The organism is Ammonicoccus luteus, assembly GCF_050880385.1.
GTDB lineage: Bacteria > Actinomycetota > Actinomycetes > Propionibacteriales > Propionibacteriaceae > Enemella.
The window spans coordinates 133485-147510 of sequence record NZ_JBNZCI010000002.1 but is presented as its reverse complement, the minus strand read 5'-3'; the positions used below and the strand labels follow the sequence as shown (position 1 = coordinate 147510).

The window sequence follows — 14026 nt, the reverse complement described above, 5'->3', positions numbered from 1 at the left end:
GAACCGTCACGACACTCCGACCCGGGTCCGACCGGAGTCGCGTGGGGCTGCGTACGTTACGCATGTGGGAACGACGGGACTGATCTTCGGTGCAATTGTGGCGGCGTGGCTGGCATATCTCGTGCCGATGTATCTGCGTCGCGACTCCGCCAAAACAAGCGAGCTGCTCGACCCGGCCAGCCGATTCTCGGCCGACGTCCGGATCGTGCGCAATTCTGGCTCTGACGAGGTGAAACACGAGGCTCAGGTGTCGACGCCGCTCACGCGCCGCGCGTTCATCGAGTCGATGCGGCGCGCGGAACAGGACGCGGCCGGCCGCCGCCGGAACGTGATCGTGGTCCTCCTGGTCGCGGTGGCCGCCGTGATCGCGGTGTGTGCTTTCGGCCGCGCGCCCTGGGGCGTGCTCGCGATCCCCGGCGGCCTGCTCGTCGGCTTCCTCGCGATCGCTCGCGTCAGCGTCCAGATGATGCATCGGGATTTCGACCGGCGGCTCGCCGCCTTCGAACAGGGCGAGACCGAGGAAACCGTGACGGTGTCCGAGCCGAGCAAGTCGGAGAAGGGGCGGACCGAGGGGGTCGTCGAGTCCATTGAGCTCGGGATGCCGGTCGGCAAGCCGGGGTCCCTTTGGGATCCACTGCCGATCACGCGGGCGAACTATGTGTCCGCGCCGCCGGTTGGCGCCCGCACCGTCCGGACCATCGATCTCTCTGCGCCCGAACCCGTCCAGGTCGACAACAAGCCGGTCGTGGCCGACGCGCCCGAGGCGTCCCTGGTTGGCATCGAGCGGCTGCGGGTCGTGGGGGAGTGAGGGAGTACGCGGCTCAGCGCCGATGTGCGCATGCCCGGAGGGCGTGCTAGGCTGTCGTGGCTGTTGCAGCAAGGGGCTATGGCGCAGTTGGTAGCGCGTCTCGTTCGCAATGAGAAGGTCAGGGGTTCGAATCCCCTTAGCTCCACCACCCAAGGACCTAGCGCTGACTAGGTCCTTTACTTATTCCTGGGACTAGATCACCGGCCTGTAATCCTGCCCTCTGGCCCGAATGTGCCCCCCTAGTGCCCCCCAGCGCCTCATTGAGCCTTGCCAGACCCGCCATGTCAGCGCCTGTGCCGAGGTGGTGCAGGTATCGGTTCGTCGTGGCGATGGACTCGTGCCCCATCCAGGCCTGCACCGTTCCCGGGTCGACGCCGCGGGCCAGCCACAGACATGCCGCCGTGTGGCGCAGATCGTGAAGGCGGCGGCCGTCACTGGTGGTTCGCCAGTCCAAAGTCCGCAGGACAGCCGAGCGATGCAGGAGCGAACCCCCGGCGGTGGTCAACAGCGGATCACCCGGCGCACGGCTCTCGGCCAAGGACCTAACGATATCGAGTACGCGATTGGCAAGCGGCACTCGGCGGGAGCGACGGCCCTTGGTGGCCTTCACCGGCACGCCCTCAGGCGCCGAACGCCGGATCAACAGTGCGGGTGCCGGGACCTCGACCAGGTCGCGGACCTGAAGGGCACGAGCCTCACCCCAGCGCAGACCGGTCCAACCCAGCACCAACAGCACATCGGCCAACCGTTCATCGCGTTCCCGCCACACCGCGTGGCGGTCCTCCAACTCGTCCTCAGAGAACGGAAGCATCTCTGTGGCGATAGCCGACGACTTCGGGACCTGTACGCCGGTTACCGGATTGGCGGCGATGATCTTCTCCTGCACACACCAGGCGAAGAACGATGACAGCGACGCCCGATACCGCCGCACCGACGATTCCGCGAGCCCGTCGGAGAGCAGAGCCACGAAGACACGCGCGATCTCTCGGCCGGTGACGGCCTTGACCTGCAGATTCAGCACCGACGTCGGGGTGAGCCGCTGCACGTCCTGATCCGCTCGCGCAGTCTTCACGGCCACGGTGTGCCGCCGCACCTCGAGCCACTCGGGCACGAGCTGCTTGACCAGGCGCTTCCCCGCCCGGGGGTCGATCCCGCCATCAATGGCGGCCCGTTCCCGGCCCAACCACGCTTGAGCCGCCGTTTTCGTCGGAAAGACACGCGAGGCCACGTCGACGCGACCGACCTTCAGTTTGGCCCGGAACTTCCCGCTGGGGAGCTTCACAACGCTCACGCTGCGACTCTTTCCAGCCAGGCCACCACGTCCGTGCGGCGGTAACGGGGACACGACGGCGTAAGCCACACCACCCGCGGGCCTTTGCCCTCTTGGCGCCATCGGCACAGGGTGGACCGCGACACCCGCAACCAACCCGCAACTTCATCAGAGGTGAGCAACTCATCCATGGCGAAGCACCCGCTCCAAACGGCCCTGTGCCAGTGGGGCGGCATCCTTCGTCGACAGCCTGTCTTCCATCGTTCGTTCCTTATCCGTGGTGGGTCAGTGGTTCTTGCGGCGGGCGGCTTTCCATTGCGCGTACTCCCGAGCACGGGCGGCGGCTGCGATGGCCAGGGCTTCATCGCCGATGCGGGGCCAGCCGGTGCCGCTGAATCGCCAGTCCCCGACGACCAGGGTGGTGTCGTCCTCCTCGGCCGCGAGCAAGCGGGCCTCGAGGTCCCGGGTGTCGAGCGCCTTCCCCTCGCGGGCGGCCTGGTCGAGGAGGCGGCGGTAGCGCTGCCGGGCCCGGCGCAACTGGCCGAGGGTGACCGAGTACCGGCGGGACTTCGAACTGAAGTGGCCGCGGAAGCCGGCCATGTGCGCCCACTTGCCCATCAACGCGTAATGATCCCGCCCGGTCTTCGGATCCAACGGAACCACCGTGGAACCCTTCCGGTGATGCCCCAGAACATGGCGCCGAGTGGCGAGCGCGCCCAGGTCCCGGCAGACCTGCGCCAGCCGTGCCACGTGGGGCCGGGTGGACAGTCCGCCGCTGCTGGCGTCCTTGGTGGCGTACTTCGCCAGATAGCCGGCCACCTGCCCCGCCGACAGCGACTCCGAGCGCCGCGCGGTGGCGTGGTGGCGGACGGTGCGGACGTCGAGCTGGCGCCCCCACGCGATGACCCGGGCGGTGTCGGTCTCGGAGGTCGGCGGCGCCGGACACGTCACGCTACGGGTCACCGTGGTGACGAGGTCTGCCAGGGTCTCGGCATCGAGCGGGGCCGGGCTGCCGGGGCCGTCGGGTCCGTCGAGGCGGATGAGGGCGTGGAAGTGGACCAGGCCGCGGGCTTGGTATTCGGCGACCTTGGCGTACTGCAGCGACGCCCGGTCTTTCAACCGTGACGGCGGGACACCCAGGGCACTGGCGAGGGCTCTGCGGAGCGCGATGGTGGTGCGGCGCCACAGTTCGGGGGCGTGCCACTGCCAGACCACCGCGGAGGTCCAGTCGTAGCAGTCCCAGCACAACGGCGACCCCACCACCGCGTCATCGTCGGCGTGTGTGGCGTGGCAGGACAGCCGGACCCCGTGCGGGCACACCTCCACCCGATCCGACGACCGGGGACGGCACGGTTTGCCGTTCTCCCGGACGCCATGGACCAGGCCGAAGGACGGAGCGGTGAGGGTGACGAACAGCAGCGGGTTGGTCGCGACGGTGGTGGGGATGGTTTTGCCGCCGGCGACTCCGGCGCGGATCATGGCGAAGGTGTCGCGGGCGTAGACGCGGGAGCAGGCGAGGCAGACCTCGGCGCGGCGGTTCCCGCACGGGCGGTACAGCGCCCCGAGAGGTGCTTGGTCGGAGGACCAGGAGGACAGCACTTCCCCGGTGGCCCGGTCGAGGGTCATGGTGGATCCGGTGAGCCGGATGGGGTGCGCGCAGTTGCCGACGGCGGCGAGGGTGTCGGCGAACGCCTCATGGGTGCGGTCGAGTATCCGGGACAGGGCCGAGGCGGCGAGGTGGGCGGGCAGCTCCAGCGGCGCGTTCTCTCCGTGCCCGGGAAACCCCGACCCCGAGGGCGCGTCATCGCTGAACCGGTCGGTGACGGTCATGCCGCCGACCGCGATGGAGGTCCGGGGAGCACGCCGGGCTCGCGGTGCGATTGTGTGGGGATCATGGCCAGCCACCCTCTGAGGGTGTGCTGCCTGGCCAAGAGCCCCTTGCCTGACAGCACACCCAGTCTCAGTGGGTCACGCCAACACCAACGACTCCGAACACCGACAGGGGCTTACCCGGTGTGCGAACACGACAATCTGAAGCGGAGTCACAGCTCTAAATGTTTTTGGTGTTTGTTTTTTCCTCGGGAATCGACTCGCCGCACCCATTCTCAGGCACATCAGCTTTTTGCCGTTCCCGGAATCTCCGTGACACCATTTATAGCACCAGCCCCGGCCACACCCAACAATCCCGACCGCAGGCGAGGCCCCGAAAGCGGCCCTGACAGCCACAGACAGCAACCCTCACGCGAGCCAATAGCAATCAACAAGAACTACCCGCACATAGACGCACGTCCACGGACAGATCCGATGAATGCGCAGGCTGACTCGTAATGTGACGCATATCACACCCGCAATCATCGTCGCCGCTGCCGCCGGCGCGCCGAAGACCGCTGATCGTGCAATAGGAGTTGATGGCGCGCGCGTGCGTGTCGTCAGTCGAGCAGGTCGAGGTACTGGCGACGTGCCTTCATGGCGTGGATGAGCAGCTCGTTGCCACTGTCGAAGCGAAGGACGACGAGCTCGAGCAAACGACCGGTGGAGTCGAAGCCCAGCCGAAACTGGCGTGCGGGGCTGTCCTCGTCGAGGTCTGCGACGTAGGGCATGCTGCTAAACACCTCTGGGCGGTTGGCGGGTGAGCCTTGGAGGATGTCGCGCGATGTGATTTCGGATCAGGCGTGGGCTGTGATCGGCCCGTTGCTCCCGCCCGCGAGGGCTACGGGCTGGCCCCCGGTGGACCGGCGCAGGGTCGTGGAAGCCGTGGCGTGGCGATATCGCACCGGGGCGCCGTGGCGGGATTTGCCGTCGCGGTACGGGAACTGGAACACGGTCTATAGGAACTTCCGCCGGTGGGCGACGGCCGGGGTGTGGGCGCGGTTACTGGAGAAGGTCCAGTCGCTGGCATACCAGCGAGGAGACCTGGACTGGGTGGCCTCGATCGACTCCACGGTGGTGCGCGTGCACCAGCACGGGCCGACCTTGCCCAGGAGCACGGAGGGATGGATCGAAGTACAAGAAGTTCGGGCCGGAGACACCTGACCACGCCATCGGCCGGTCTCGGGGCGGGTTGACCACGAAGACGCATCTTGTCTGTGACGGGCGCGTCCGGGCGCTGGCGTTCATCCTCACCCCGGGGCAAGCGGCCGACATGAGCATGCTTGCCCCCACGCTAGGGCAGATCTGCGTGCCCGGCACGGCCGGCAGGCCGCGAACCCGTCCGGACCGGGTGCTGGCGGACAAGGGTTACCCGTCGAAAGCGAATGGTGCCTGGTTGCGTGCACACGGCATCGCCGCGACGATTCCCGAACGCGAGGATCAGATCGCGCACCGCTGGAACAAGCCAGGCCGACCGATCGACTTCGGGGAGCAGCAACAGGCTCGCTATCGCGGTCGCAATGTCGTGGAGCGGTGCTTCAACCGCCTCAAGCAATGGCGCGGGATCGCGATGCGATCAGACAAGACCGCCGGCAGCTACCACGCCGGGCTCTGCCTGGCCGCCACCTTCCACTGGCTCACCACCGGTCCTCGCAGCACGGTTCAGACGTAACGGCAGACCCGGTCGGGCCCGCAGGTATCGGGGTGGAGGGTGCTGGCCTCGTCCCGAAGCCCGGTGAGGGTATCGCGCAGGGCGGCCAGGGTGCGCAGCTGGTTCTCGATGTTCACCAGGCGTTGGTCGAGCAGGGCGCGGACGTGTTCGCAGGGTGCCTGTCCGTTGTCGCGGATCTCGAGGACCTGCTGGATCTGGGCCAGGGTGAGTCCGGCCGCTTGGCCGCGGCCGATGAAGTCCAGCCGGTCGAGCACGGTTGGGTCGTAGTCCCGGTAACCGGCCGCAGTCCGGTCCGGTGCTGGCAGCAGGCCCTGCTCTTCGTAGAATCGCAGCGTCTTGGTGCTGGTGCCCGCTACGGAGGCGAGTTCACCGATCCTCATGGCCGCACTCCTCCTGGGGTCCCCGACGGGATGAACTTGACCTTCCCCCGCACTGGAAGGTCCAGTCTGGCCCTATCCGAGTATTTCGCCAAGTGATCGGAGTATCCCAAATGGGCCAGAAGGTAGACCTTGCGGTGATCGGCTCCGGGGGTGCAGCGTTCTCCGCCGCGATCCGGGCCCGGCGTCTGGGCAAGTCGGTGGTGATGATCGAGCAGAGCACCGTCGGCGGCACCTGCGTGAACATCGGCTGCGTGCCGTCCAAGGCGCTGATCGTTGCCGCCGAGGCCCGGCGCGTCGCCGCCGACGCTCCCGGTCGGTTCCCCGGCATCGCCACCATGGCCGGGCCGGTGGACATGCCGGGCCTGGTCGGCGGCAAGCAGTCCCTGGTGGAGGGCCTGCGGTCGGCGAAGTACGTCGATCTCGCCGAGTCCTACGACTGGCCGATCCGGCATGGCGTGGCCACCTTCACCGGCACCCCCGACGCCCCGGTGCTGCGGGTGACCGGCGCGGACGGGACCCCGGAGATGCTCGAGGCCGCCCACTATCTGATCGCCACCGGCGCCCACCCCTGGGCCCCGGACCTGGCGGGACTGGAGCAGGTGGACTATCTGACCTCGACCACCGCGATGGAACTCACCGAGGTTCCCGAGTCTCTGCTGGTGCTGGGAGGTGGATACGTCGCCCTGGAACTGGCCCAGCTCTTCGCCCGGCTCGGCTCGACGGTGACCATGCTGGTCCGCTCCCGGCTGGCCTCCGCCGAAGAGCCCGAGGTCAACCAGGTGCTGGAATCGGTCTTCGCCGACGAGGGCATCACGGTGGTGCGCCAAGCCCAACTCACCACAATCACCCAGGACGAGGCGACCGGTGAGGTGACCGCTACCGCGACCGTCGCCGGCCGGACCGGACAGTTCCGCGCCCAACGGGTGTTGGTGGCGCTGGGCCGCCGTCCGGTCACCGAGGCCCTGGACCTGGAGACGGTCCAGGTCCAGACCGGTGTGGGCGGGGAGATCGTCGTCGACGACTCACTGGCCACCGCCAACCCGCGCATCTGGGCCGCCGGGGACGTCACGGGCCACCCGGAATTCGTCTACGTCGCCGCCCATCACGGCGCGATGGTTGTTGACAATGCCTTCACCGGCGCGGCACGCACGGTGGATTACAGCCACTTGCCCCGGGTGACGTTCACCAGTCCCGCCATCGGCGCGGTCGGGATGACCGAGAAGCAAGCCCTGGCGGCCGGTTACCGCTGCAACTGCCGCGTGCTACAGCTGGACTACGTGCCCCGCGCCCTGGTCAACCGAGACACCCGCGGATTCATCAAGATCGTCATCGACGAGGACACCGGCCGAATCCTCGGCATCACCGCCGTCGCCAAGGACGCCGGCGAACTCGCCGCCGCCGGCGTCTTCCTCCTCGAGGGACAGCAGACTTACCAAGACGTTGCCACGATGTGGGCGCCCTACCTGACCATGACCGAAGGCATCAAGCTCGCCTGCCAGTCCTTCACCACCGACCCCTCCCAGCTGTCCTGCTGCGCCTGATTCGGACCCGTCCGGGTCGGAGCACCCTTTAGCAACACGGCCTAGACCGGATCAGACGCCGCGATCAGGGCGTCATCGGGGTCCACTCCGTGCTTCAGTGCAGGAGGGGTGGACCCTCACGAGACGTACGCGCGAATGGCAGCCCGGATCAGCTCCGACCGGCTCACGTGGGCGTGCTCCGCCCGCTCGTTCAGCGCCGTCAGCAAAGTCTCGTCGATCCGGACAGGGACGACCTGGCCCGGGCCGTCGCCGACGGGCTTGCGGCCCCGCTTGCGGAGCTTCTCGACGTCGTAGCCGCGCTCGGCCTCGTCGGCCCACTCCTGGATCTGCTCGTCGGTGACCGGGACACCGTTGATCTTCCCCATGCCAAAAATGTAATACGAATATCGAGGGCGTGAGGAGTTTCTTTGCTGGTTCAAGGCCGCTTCGCGGCGCTGCCCGGGCCCGGCCGGCCACGGCCGCACCCCCGGGGCCCCGCGCTCCGGCTCCGCCTCCGCGCACCCCAGGGACCCCGACGACCTCGCCGCTCAGGCCCGGGCCGCACAAAGGGACGTCACCGGCCTCGGTCACGTCCCCAAAAGTTCTCACCGACGGACCGTCGCCCCGCTATCCGATCGTCTTGCGCCGCACGCACCGCGTCAACGGCGCTTCGCGTCCTTCGGATCGAACTTCGTTCGACCATTGACCCGGCACGCACGCCGCAAAATCGGGCAGCTATCGGGGCGGCGGCCCTCCCATGGCCACCCGGAAAGCGTGCCCCCCGGGTGCCCCCCGGCGTACGAGAGCGCTTGGATCTAGCGCACCCAGAGCAACGCCAGGGCACCGTCCAGACAGGCTTTCAATAATCGAACATTCGTTCGCAATGAGAAGGTCAGGGGTTCGAATCCCCTTAGCTCCACATAAGTTGAGATCGACACCTGCCCCGCCTGAGTGCGGGGCAGATTCGTTTGTGCGGTCACCCGCCCAGGGATGTCAGTGTTGACGTGGGCGAGGGCGTGTCCGCGAACGGGCGTCAGGCGCCCCGGGATCGCCCGCTGTTGAGACGGTCAGGCCGCGGACTTGGGCGTGCCGTAGGCGCGTTGCCAGTAGAGCAGTGGCAGGTCTGGGACCTGGGTCGTGTCGGTGGTGTTCACGGTGCCGATCACGAGTGTGTGGTCGTGGACGGTGATGAGCTCGGTGGCGGTCAGCGCGATCCAAGCCAGGCACCCGAGTACGCGGGGTGGCTCGTCGTCAGTGAGTTCGGAGCCGATGGGAGGGTCGCCCTTGTTCTTGCGTGCAAAGTGCGCAGCGGCGTCGGCCTGGTAATGGGCCAGGATGTTGACGCCGATCCGTGAGCCGGGCTCGAGTTGGGACAAGAGCTCGGACGTGTTGTCCAACGAGACCAGCATCGTGGGTGGGTCGAGCGAGACGGACACGAATGAACTGACCGTGGTGCCGTGCGGCACACCGGCCGTGCGCGTGGTCACGACGGCGACTGCGGCCGGCGCCTGCGCCATTACGTTGCGCAACTGCTCGGCGGATGCTGGGGGACCGATGACGCCGCTCATCGGCCGGCGGGTGCGAGTGGCTGGGGTGCCAGGCCAACGGCGACGCAGCTCAGCACGGTGGCGGCGCGGGCCAGGTCATCGGGGTCGGTGCCGGCAAGGACCTGGTCGAGGAGTTCGCGGCGGGCGGCGTGGACGCTGTCGAGCGCGCGGTTGCCCTCGGAGGTGATCTTGATGAGGAAGGCGCGAGCGTCGGTGGGCACACGGCCGCGTTCCACCAGCCCGGCGTTCTCCAGCCGTTTGAGCCGGGGGGTGATCGAGGAGACGTCAACGCCGTGGCAGGCTGCGATATCGGAAACCCGCAAGCTGCCGCGAGCAGCCAAGTGTTCCAGCAGCGCCCAGGATGCTGGGGGCAGATCGTAGCCGCAGCGACGTGCGAGATCATCGGTAGTGGCACGGTCAGCCAGGAGTCGCAGCACCGTCGCCAGTGACCGCTCCAGATCATCGAGACTCTCACCACGTGACATGCGGTCACCGTAGCCCCGGCGAGTGCAGAAAACAAGTTGGGACAAACCAACTATCTGATGTAGGGTCGGAGTCAATCACCACCGAGTCCGGGGAGTGCCCGCCTGTGAGATTGTCCATCGTTGATCTGGGAACTGTCGCCCCAGGCACCACCGAGACCGATGCGCTGACCGATGCCTTGGCCACCGCGAAACACGCGGAGAAGCTGGGATTCCATCGGGTTTGGTTCGCTGAGCATCACCTGTCCCGGTCGGGGGCCTCGCATCATCCGGAACTGTTGATCGCAGCAGCGGCGATGGTGACCTCCTCGATCCGGCTCGGTTCGGGGGCGGTGCTGATGAACCATTACAGCCCGTTCAAGGTCGCAGAGATGTTCGCCCAGCTCGAAGCGATGGCCCCGGGTCGGATCGACTTGGGGATGGGCCGGGCGACTGCCGGTCCGGTGCTCGATGCCGCGTTGCAGCAGAACCGCCAGCATCCTGCCCAGGCCGATCATCAGCAGCAGGTCCTGGAGACCTTGGCCTGGTTGCACGAAGCGTTCCCAGACGATCACCCCTTCCACGACCATCCGCTGATGCCGAGCGTGCCCAGCAGGCCGCAGACCTGGCTGCTGGGGTCGAGCCCCAACGGGTCGAATCTCGCTGCCGGGCTCGGCATCGGCTATACCTTCGCCGGTTTCATCAACCCGGCCGGTGCCGCGTCCGCTTTGCGCCATTACCGTGAGGTCTTCGCGCCGCAAGGATTCGGACTTGACTCCCCGCGCGCGATCTTGGCGGTCAACGTCGCGGTCGGCGACACCGAGGCTGATGGCCTGCATCTGGCGAACTCACCGAAGGGCTACTACGCGCGCCTGCGGCGCGCCGGCCGTGCGGCCGGGTCCGTCATGGTCCCGACTCCTGACGAAGCCGCCGCCGAGTTGTCCCAGGCTGAGAAGGACGAGCCGACCTCGATTACCAGTGGCCAGTGGCCGCGATTCGTTGCCGGCGGACCCGACGACGTGCGCGCGACCCTGGAGCAGATGGCCGCCGAGTCCCGCGCCGATGAGGTCATGGTCCAGGACCTCATCGCGGACCCGGTCGCCCGCCGGCGCTCCCACGAACTGCTCGCCGAGGCCTTCGGGCTGGAGCCACAACGGGCCCCCTGAGCCCGGCACCGGAAGACGCGTCGTGAGCTTCGACGACTACTTCGAGATCATGCAGACCATCGCCCGGTACGGGCACGCGCTGGACTCGGCCGACGCCCGTTCGAGGACGTCCTGACCGAGGACGTCGTCTTCGACATGCGGCCGGCGGGAGGGCCGATCGTCCAGGGCCGCTCCGCCGTGCTGGCGGCCATGACCGGATCGCCCGAAGCCCCCTATTCGCGCCGCGGCGACCTCATCGGCCGGCCCGCGCTGTCCCATCACACCACCAACAGCGAGATCACTGACGATCGCGGCGATGAAGTCGACGTACGCAGCAAGTTCCTGCGCTTGGGCCAACACCAGCCCGGGCCGATGCCGGTCCTGATCGGCCAATACCTCGACACCCTGACACGCACGCCCCACCCGGACCGGCGCCAGGGCTGCGTACAGGTTCCCGAAATGACACGGAGACGAACTCTCCGCGACCCGTTGACGATGACATGCCAGGGGTATAAGAATGGACACCTGGGATCATGTCTACACCGTTGACATTCCGGCCGGTGGGCCGGAGACCACAGACAAGGACGAGCCGATGAATGCCGGAATCCCACCCATCGTCTCCAGCTCGGAGTGGCACGCAGAGGTCGACGCCGTGAACCGGGCCGAGGAGGAACTCCAGAAACAGATCGAGGCGGTGGCCGCCCGGCGCCGTCGACTGCCGATGACCCCGGTCGCCGAATACGCATTCACCGGTCCGGATGGTGAAGGCGGCTGGGCCGACCTCTTCGGCGACGCGCAGCAGTTGATCGTGTACCACGCGATGTACGCGCCCGACTGGGACGAGGCCTGCCCGCACTGCACGCAGTACGCCCGCAACCAGGGCCCAGGGATCAACGACGAGCTGGCCGAGCGGGATGCCCGCTTCGTGCTGATCAGCCGCGCTCCGCAGGAGAGGCTGGCCGCTTGGGCAGGCCTGAAGGGCATCACCACGCCGTGGTACAGCGCTCCGCGCGCCTTCAGTGAAGAGATGGGCGTGATCGACGAGGCCGGGGGCGACTTCCCGGGGATCAGCGTCTTCCTGCGCACCGGCGACGGCACGGTGTACCGGACCTACCGGACCACCGGGGTGGCGATCGAGACCACGATGCCCGCCAGCGGCCTGTTGCGGATGGCCCCTTGGGGGTTGCAGGAACGTGGCGAGGACTCGCCCGAGGGTTGGCCCCAACGGTTCGACCCGATGTGAGGAAAGAACCCGACACGAACGACACCAGGGCCATGACTCGAGCGTCACTGGCCAGGCCGGGGTGCCCCTAGAATTCAGGGCATACTAAGCTTGAGCCAAGGGTCGTCACAGCTTGGTCGCCGACAATCATCAGCAGTGGCTGACCCGCCCTCCAGATCCCCCGGCAGCGGCCCTGCAACCGCTGAGCAGAAGGCGATGATCGATGGTGACATCGCTCCCGTCGATCAACGCACCCGGTGGGAGGCGGCCCATGTCCCCCTGGGCCGCCTTCCGCCGGAAGACCTGTTTTCGGGGCTCGGCGTGGCGATTTCTGTCCCGGAAACCTTCAATTTTCGGCGTGTCGTCGGTGCGGGCGGGGCTGACCTCCTACTGTGACGCATACGAGAAGCCCTTTACAGCGAAGGAACACAATGACCAAGAAGGAACTCTTGGAAGCCATGGCCGGAGCGGCCGGGATCAGCCAGGCCGATGCGGACAAGGCCTTGGGGGCCCTCGTTTCGGCCATCACCGAGACCGTGGCCGGCGGCGACCGTATCGCCATCCCGGGTCTTGGCACCTTCGAGCGCCGCGAGCGTTCGGCCCGCACCGGTCGCAACCCGCAGACCGGTGAGGAGATCCAGATCGCCGCCACATCGGTCCCCGGCTTCAAGGCCGCTGCCCAGTTCAAGAACAGCGTCTCGGGGAAGTAGTCCCGAGCAAGTCGCCAGCCGAAACCGCCCGTCGCCGCCGAAGCGACGGGCGGTTTCGTGTCTGCCCACCATTACCTCGGCGTGCAGGCCGTCCCGCGGTCCGGCACGATTACTTTTGAGTAACCGACTCTGCGTGTTAGGGGCACCCGCGTTACTCAAACGTCATCGGGCGGATAGATTCCTGTCGTTCGCGGATTTGGTGCCTGCTGGCCAGTCGCCAACGAAGAGAACGTCATCAGACCCGATCGCCGGCTCACAGGAGGCATCCGAACGTGAACATCCGAAAGACTCTGTTGGTCGTCCCCGCCATGGTGGGCGCTGCGGCGCTGACCCTCTCGAGCTGCGCCGCCCCGCCGGAGCAGAACACGACTCCTGCTCCCGGCAACACGGCCGGCGCCACCGGCGGTGGTGCTGGTGACGGCGACTACAAGGCCTGCATGGTCTCCGACGCCGGTGGCTTCGATGACAAGTCGTTCAACCAGACCTCCTACAAGGGCCTGACCGACGCGAAGGACGAACTCGGCATCGAGATCGGCCAGGTCGAGTCATCGAGCACCGCGGACTTCGCCAAGAACATCCAGGCGATGGTCGACGCCAACTGCGACACCATCGTCACCGTCGGCTTCCTGCTGTCGGACGCCACGATGGAGGCAGCGAAGGCCAACCCCAACATTCACTTCGCGATCGTCGACGACAACCCCGAGGGCGCGGCCGACGTGCAGAACCTCAAGCCGCTGGTGTTCAACACCGCCGAGTCGTCGTTCCTGGCCGGCTATCTCGCCGCGGCGCAGTCGAAGACCGGCAAGGTCGGCACCTTCGGCGGGATGCAGATCCCGACGGTCACGATCTTCATGGACGGGTTCGCTCAGGGCGTCAGCTATCACAACGAGCAGAAGAGCACCGACGTGCAGGTGATCGGCTGGGACTCCGAGCGCCAGGACGGCCAGTTCGTCCCGCAGCCCAACCCGTTCGAGAACGTCCAGGGCGGTCGCCAGACCGCGCAGAACCTGATCTCACAGGGCGCTGACATCATCTTCCCGGTGGCCGGGCCCGCCGGCTTGGGCGGCCTCGAGGCGGCCAAGGCCAGCAACGGCAACGTGAGCGCGATTTGGGTCGACACCGACGGCTGCGAATCCACCGACTACTGCGCCCAGTTGATCTCCTCCGTCTACAAGGGCATGGACGTCGCCGTCTTCGACGCGATCAAGGCGGCGAAGGACGGCGAGTTCAGCAACGAGCCCTACATCGGCACCCTGGCCAACGACGGGACCGGCCTCTCGCCGTTCCACGACTTCGACGACCAGGTCAGCGCCGAGACCAAGTCGGAGCTCGAGAAGATCCGTGGGGACATCGAGTCCGGCACGATCACCATCGAGTCCCAGAGCCAGCCGAAGCAGTAAGTCACTCAGCACAAGCGGAGAG

The 14026-nt window shown here is 67.3% G+C and carries 16 protein-coding genes, 1 tRNA gene and 1 pseudogene; 10 read left to right on the top strand and 8 right to left on the bottom strand.

From position 1 onward, the window contains the following. The first annotated feature begins 64 nt into the window (after window positions 1-64). Together ACQ260_RS06015 and ACQ260_RS06010 are read left to right on the top strand one after the other, a co-directional pair. Window positions 65-808, top strand: coding sequence for a SepX/GlpR family protein (locus tag ACQ260_RS06015; protein ID WP_432558510.1), 744 nt, complete (start codon window positions 65-67; stop codon window positions 806-808). A gap of 72 nt (window positions 809-880) precedes the next feature. Further along, window positions 881-956: transfer RNA gene (locus ACQ260_RS06010), tRNA-Ala, on the top strand. 9 nt (window positions 957-965) lie between these two features. On the opposite strand, the gene ACQ260_RS06005 is transcribed toward ACQ260_RS06010, so the two are convergent. The 4 genes from ACQ260_RS06005 to ACQ260_RS05990 all read right to left on the bottom strand — a co-directional run bounded on the left by ACQ260_RS06005 (window position 966) and on the right by ACQ260_RS05990 (window position 4678). After that, complete coding sequence (locus ACQ260_RS06005; protein WP_432558509.1) at window positions 966-2099, bottom strand: tyrosine-type recombinase/integrase; 1134 nt, start codon at window positions 2097-2099, stop codon at window positions 966-968. Further along, a complete protein-coding gene (locus ACQ260_RS06000) occupies window positions 2096-2269 on the bottom strand; it encodes a helix-turn-helix transcriptional regulator (protein ID WP_432558508.1) in 174 nt (57 codons plus the stop codon). Before ACQ260_RS06000 ends, ACQ260_RS06005 begins: the two co-directional genes overlap by 4 nt. Before the next feature lie 94 nt (window positions 2270-2363). After that, window positions 2364-3908 (bottom strand): replication initiator, encoded by a 1545-nt coding sequence (locus ACQ260_RS05995; protein ID WP_432558507.1) that lies wholly within the window; start codon window positions 3906-3908, stop codon window positions 2364-2366. A gap of 599 nt (window positions 3909-4507) precedes the next feature. Beyond that, window positions 4508-4678 (bottom strand): hypothetical protein, encoded by a 171-nt coding sequence (locus ACQ260_RS05990; RefSeq protein WP_432558506.1) that lies wholly within the window; start codon window positions 4676-4678, stop codon window positions 4508-4510. A 43-nt stretch (window positions 4679-4721) separates the two neighbouring features. Here ACQ260_RS05990 and ACQ260_RS05985 point away from each other — a divergent pair. After that, window positions 4722-5619, top strand: a pseudogene (locus ACQ260_RS05985) (IS5 family transposase). Here ACQ260_RS05985 and ACQ260_RS05980 read toward each other — a convergent pair. Next, the gene (locus ACQ260_RS05980; RefSeq protein ID WP_432558505.1) at window positions 5610-5999 is read right to left on the bottom strand and encodes a heavy metal-responsive transcriptional regulator; all 390 of its coding nucleotides are present in this window, start codon (window positions 5997-5999) and stop codon (window positions 5610-5612) included. The pseudogene ACQ260_RS05985 and the gene ACQ260_RS05980 overlap by 10 nt on opposite strands. A 110-nt stretch (window positions 6000-6109) precedes the next feature. Here ACQ260_RS05980 and merA point away from each other — a divergent pair, with 110 nt between their 5' ends. After that, the gene (merA, locus tag ACQ260_RS05975; protein ID WP_432558504.1) at window positions 6110-7540 is read left to right on the top strand and encodes a mercury(II) reductase; all 1431 of its coding nucleotides are present in this window, start codon (window positions 6110-6112) and stop codon (window positions 7538-7540) included. 116 nt (window positions 7541-7656) lie between these two features. On the opposite strand, the gene ACQ260_RS05970 is transcribed toward merA, so the two are convergent. From ACQ260_RS05970 to ACQ260_RS05960, 3 genes are all read right to left on the bottom strand, one after another. Beyond that, window positions 7657-7905, bottom strand: a complete 249-nt coding sequence (locus ACQ260_RS05970; RefSeq protein ID WP_432558503.1) for a ribbon-helix-helix domain-containing protein — start codon at window positions 7903-7905, stop codon at window positions 7657-7659. Between the two features lie 681 nt (window positions 7906-8586). Further along, a complete protein-coding gene (locus ACQ260_RS05965; RefSeq protein WP_432558502.1) occupies window positions 8587-9087 on the bottom strand; it encodes a flavin reductase family protein in 501 nt (166 codons plus the stop codon). Next, the gene (locus tag ACQ260_RS05960; protein ID WP_432558501.1) at window positions 9084-9551 is read right to left on the bottom strand and encodes a MarR family winged helix-turn-helix transcriptional regulator; all 468 of its coding nucleotides are present in this window, start codon (window positions 9549-9551) and stop codon (window positions 9084-9086) included. The genes ACQ260_RS05965 and ACQ260_RS05960 overlap by 4 nt, the downstream gene beginning before the upstream one ends. A 104-nt stretch (window positions 9552-9655) precedes the next feature. On the opposite strand from ACQ260_RS05960, the gene ACQ260_RS05955 reads away from it, so the two are divergent. The 6 genes from ACQ260_RS05955 to ACQ260_RS05930 all read left to right on the top strand — a co-directional run bounded on the left by ACQ260_RS05955 (window position 9656) and on the right by ACQ260_RS05930 (window position 14004). Beyond that, window positions 9656-10693, top strand: coding sequence for an MsnO8 family LLM class oxidoreductase (locus ACQ260_RS05955; protein ID WP_432558500.1), 1038 nt, complete (start codon window positions 9656-9658; stop codon window positions 10691-10693). A 135-nt stretch (window positions 10694-10828) separates the two neighbouring features. Further along, entirely contained in the window at window positions 10829-11221 is a 393-nt protein-coding gene (locus ACQ260_RS05950) for a hypothetical protein (protein WP_432558499.1), read from the top strand. Next, window positions 11190-11915 (top strand): DUF899 family protein, encoded by a 726-nt coding sequence (locus tag ACQ260_RS05945; protein ID WP_432558498.1) that lies wholly within the window; start codon window positions 11190-11192, stop codon window positions 11913-11915. The genes ACQ260_RS05950 and ACQ260_RS05945 overlap by 32 nt, the downstream gene beginning before the upstream one ends. Window positions 11916-12110: 195 nt before the next feature. After that, on the top strand, window positions 12111-12290 hold the full coding sequence (locus tag ACQ260_RS05940; RefSeq protein ID WP_432558497.1) for a hypothetical protein: 180 nt from the start codon (window positions 12111-12113) through the stop codon (window positions 12288-12290). Continuing rightward, window positions 12287-12604, top strand: coding sequence for an HU family DNA-binding protein (locus ACQ260_RS05935; protein ID WP_432558496.1), 318 nt, complete (start codon window positions 12287-12289; stop codon window positions 12602-12604). The genes ACQ260_RS05940 and ACQ260_RS05935 overlap by 4 nt, the downstream gene beginning before the upstream one ends. A 278-nt stretch (window positions 12605-12882) precedes the next feature. After that, window positions 12883-14004 (top strand): BMP family lipoprotein, encoded by a 1122-nt coding sequence (locus ACQ260_RS05930; protein WP_432558851.1) that lies wholly within the window; start codon window positions 12883-12885, stop codon window positions 14002-14004. The last annotated feature ends 22 nt before the right edge of the window (window positions 14005-14026 follow it).

Bases quoted from the DNA above. Each gene is read 5' to 3' on its own strand.
- ACQ260_RS06000 (WP_432558508.1), bottom strand. From the start codon at position 2,269: ATGGATGAGTTGCTCACCTCTGATGAAGTTGCGGGTTGGTTGCGGGTG.
- ACQ260_RS05995 (WP_432558507.1), bottom strand. From the start codon at position 3,908: ATGACCGTCACCGACCGGTTCAGCGATGACGCGCCCTCGGGGTCGGGG.
- ACQ260_RS05990 (WP_432558506.1), bottom strand. From the start codon at position 4,678: ATGCCCTACGTCGCAGACCTCGACGAGGACAGCCCCGCACGCCAGTTT.
- ACQ260_RS05980 (WP_432558505.1), bottom strand. From the start codon at position 5,999: ATGAGGATCGGTGAACTCGCCTCCGTAGCGGGCACCAGCACCAAGACG.
- merA (WP_432558504.1), top strand. From the start codon at position 6,110: ATGGGCCAGAAGGTAGACCTTGCGGTGATCGGCTCCGGGGGTGCAGCG.
- ACQ260_RS05970 (WP_432558503.1), bottom strand. From the start codon at position 7,905: ATGGGGAAGATCAACGGTGTCCCGGTCACCGACGAGCAGATCCAGGAG.
- ACQ260_RS05965 (WP_432558502.1), bottom strand. From the start codon at position 9,087: ATGAGCGGCGTCATCGGTCCCCCAGCATCCGCCGAGCAGTTGCGCAAC.
- ACQ260_RS05960 (WP_432558501.1), bottom strand. From the start codon at position 9,551: ATGTCACGTGGTGAGAGTCTCGATGATCTGGAGCGGTCACTGGCGACG.
- ACQ260_RS05950 (WP_432558499.1), top strand. From the start codon at position 10,829: ATGCGGCCGGCGGGAGGGCCGATCGTCCAGGGCCGCTCCGCCGTGCTG.
- ACQ260_RS05945 (WP_432558498.1), top strand. From the start codon at position 11,190: ATGGACACCTGGGATCATGTCTACACCGTTGACATTCCGGCCGGTGGG.
- ACQ260_RS05940 (WP_432558497.1), top strand. From the start codon at position 12,111: ATGATCGATGGTGACATCGCTCCCGTCGATCAACGCACCCGGTGGGAG.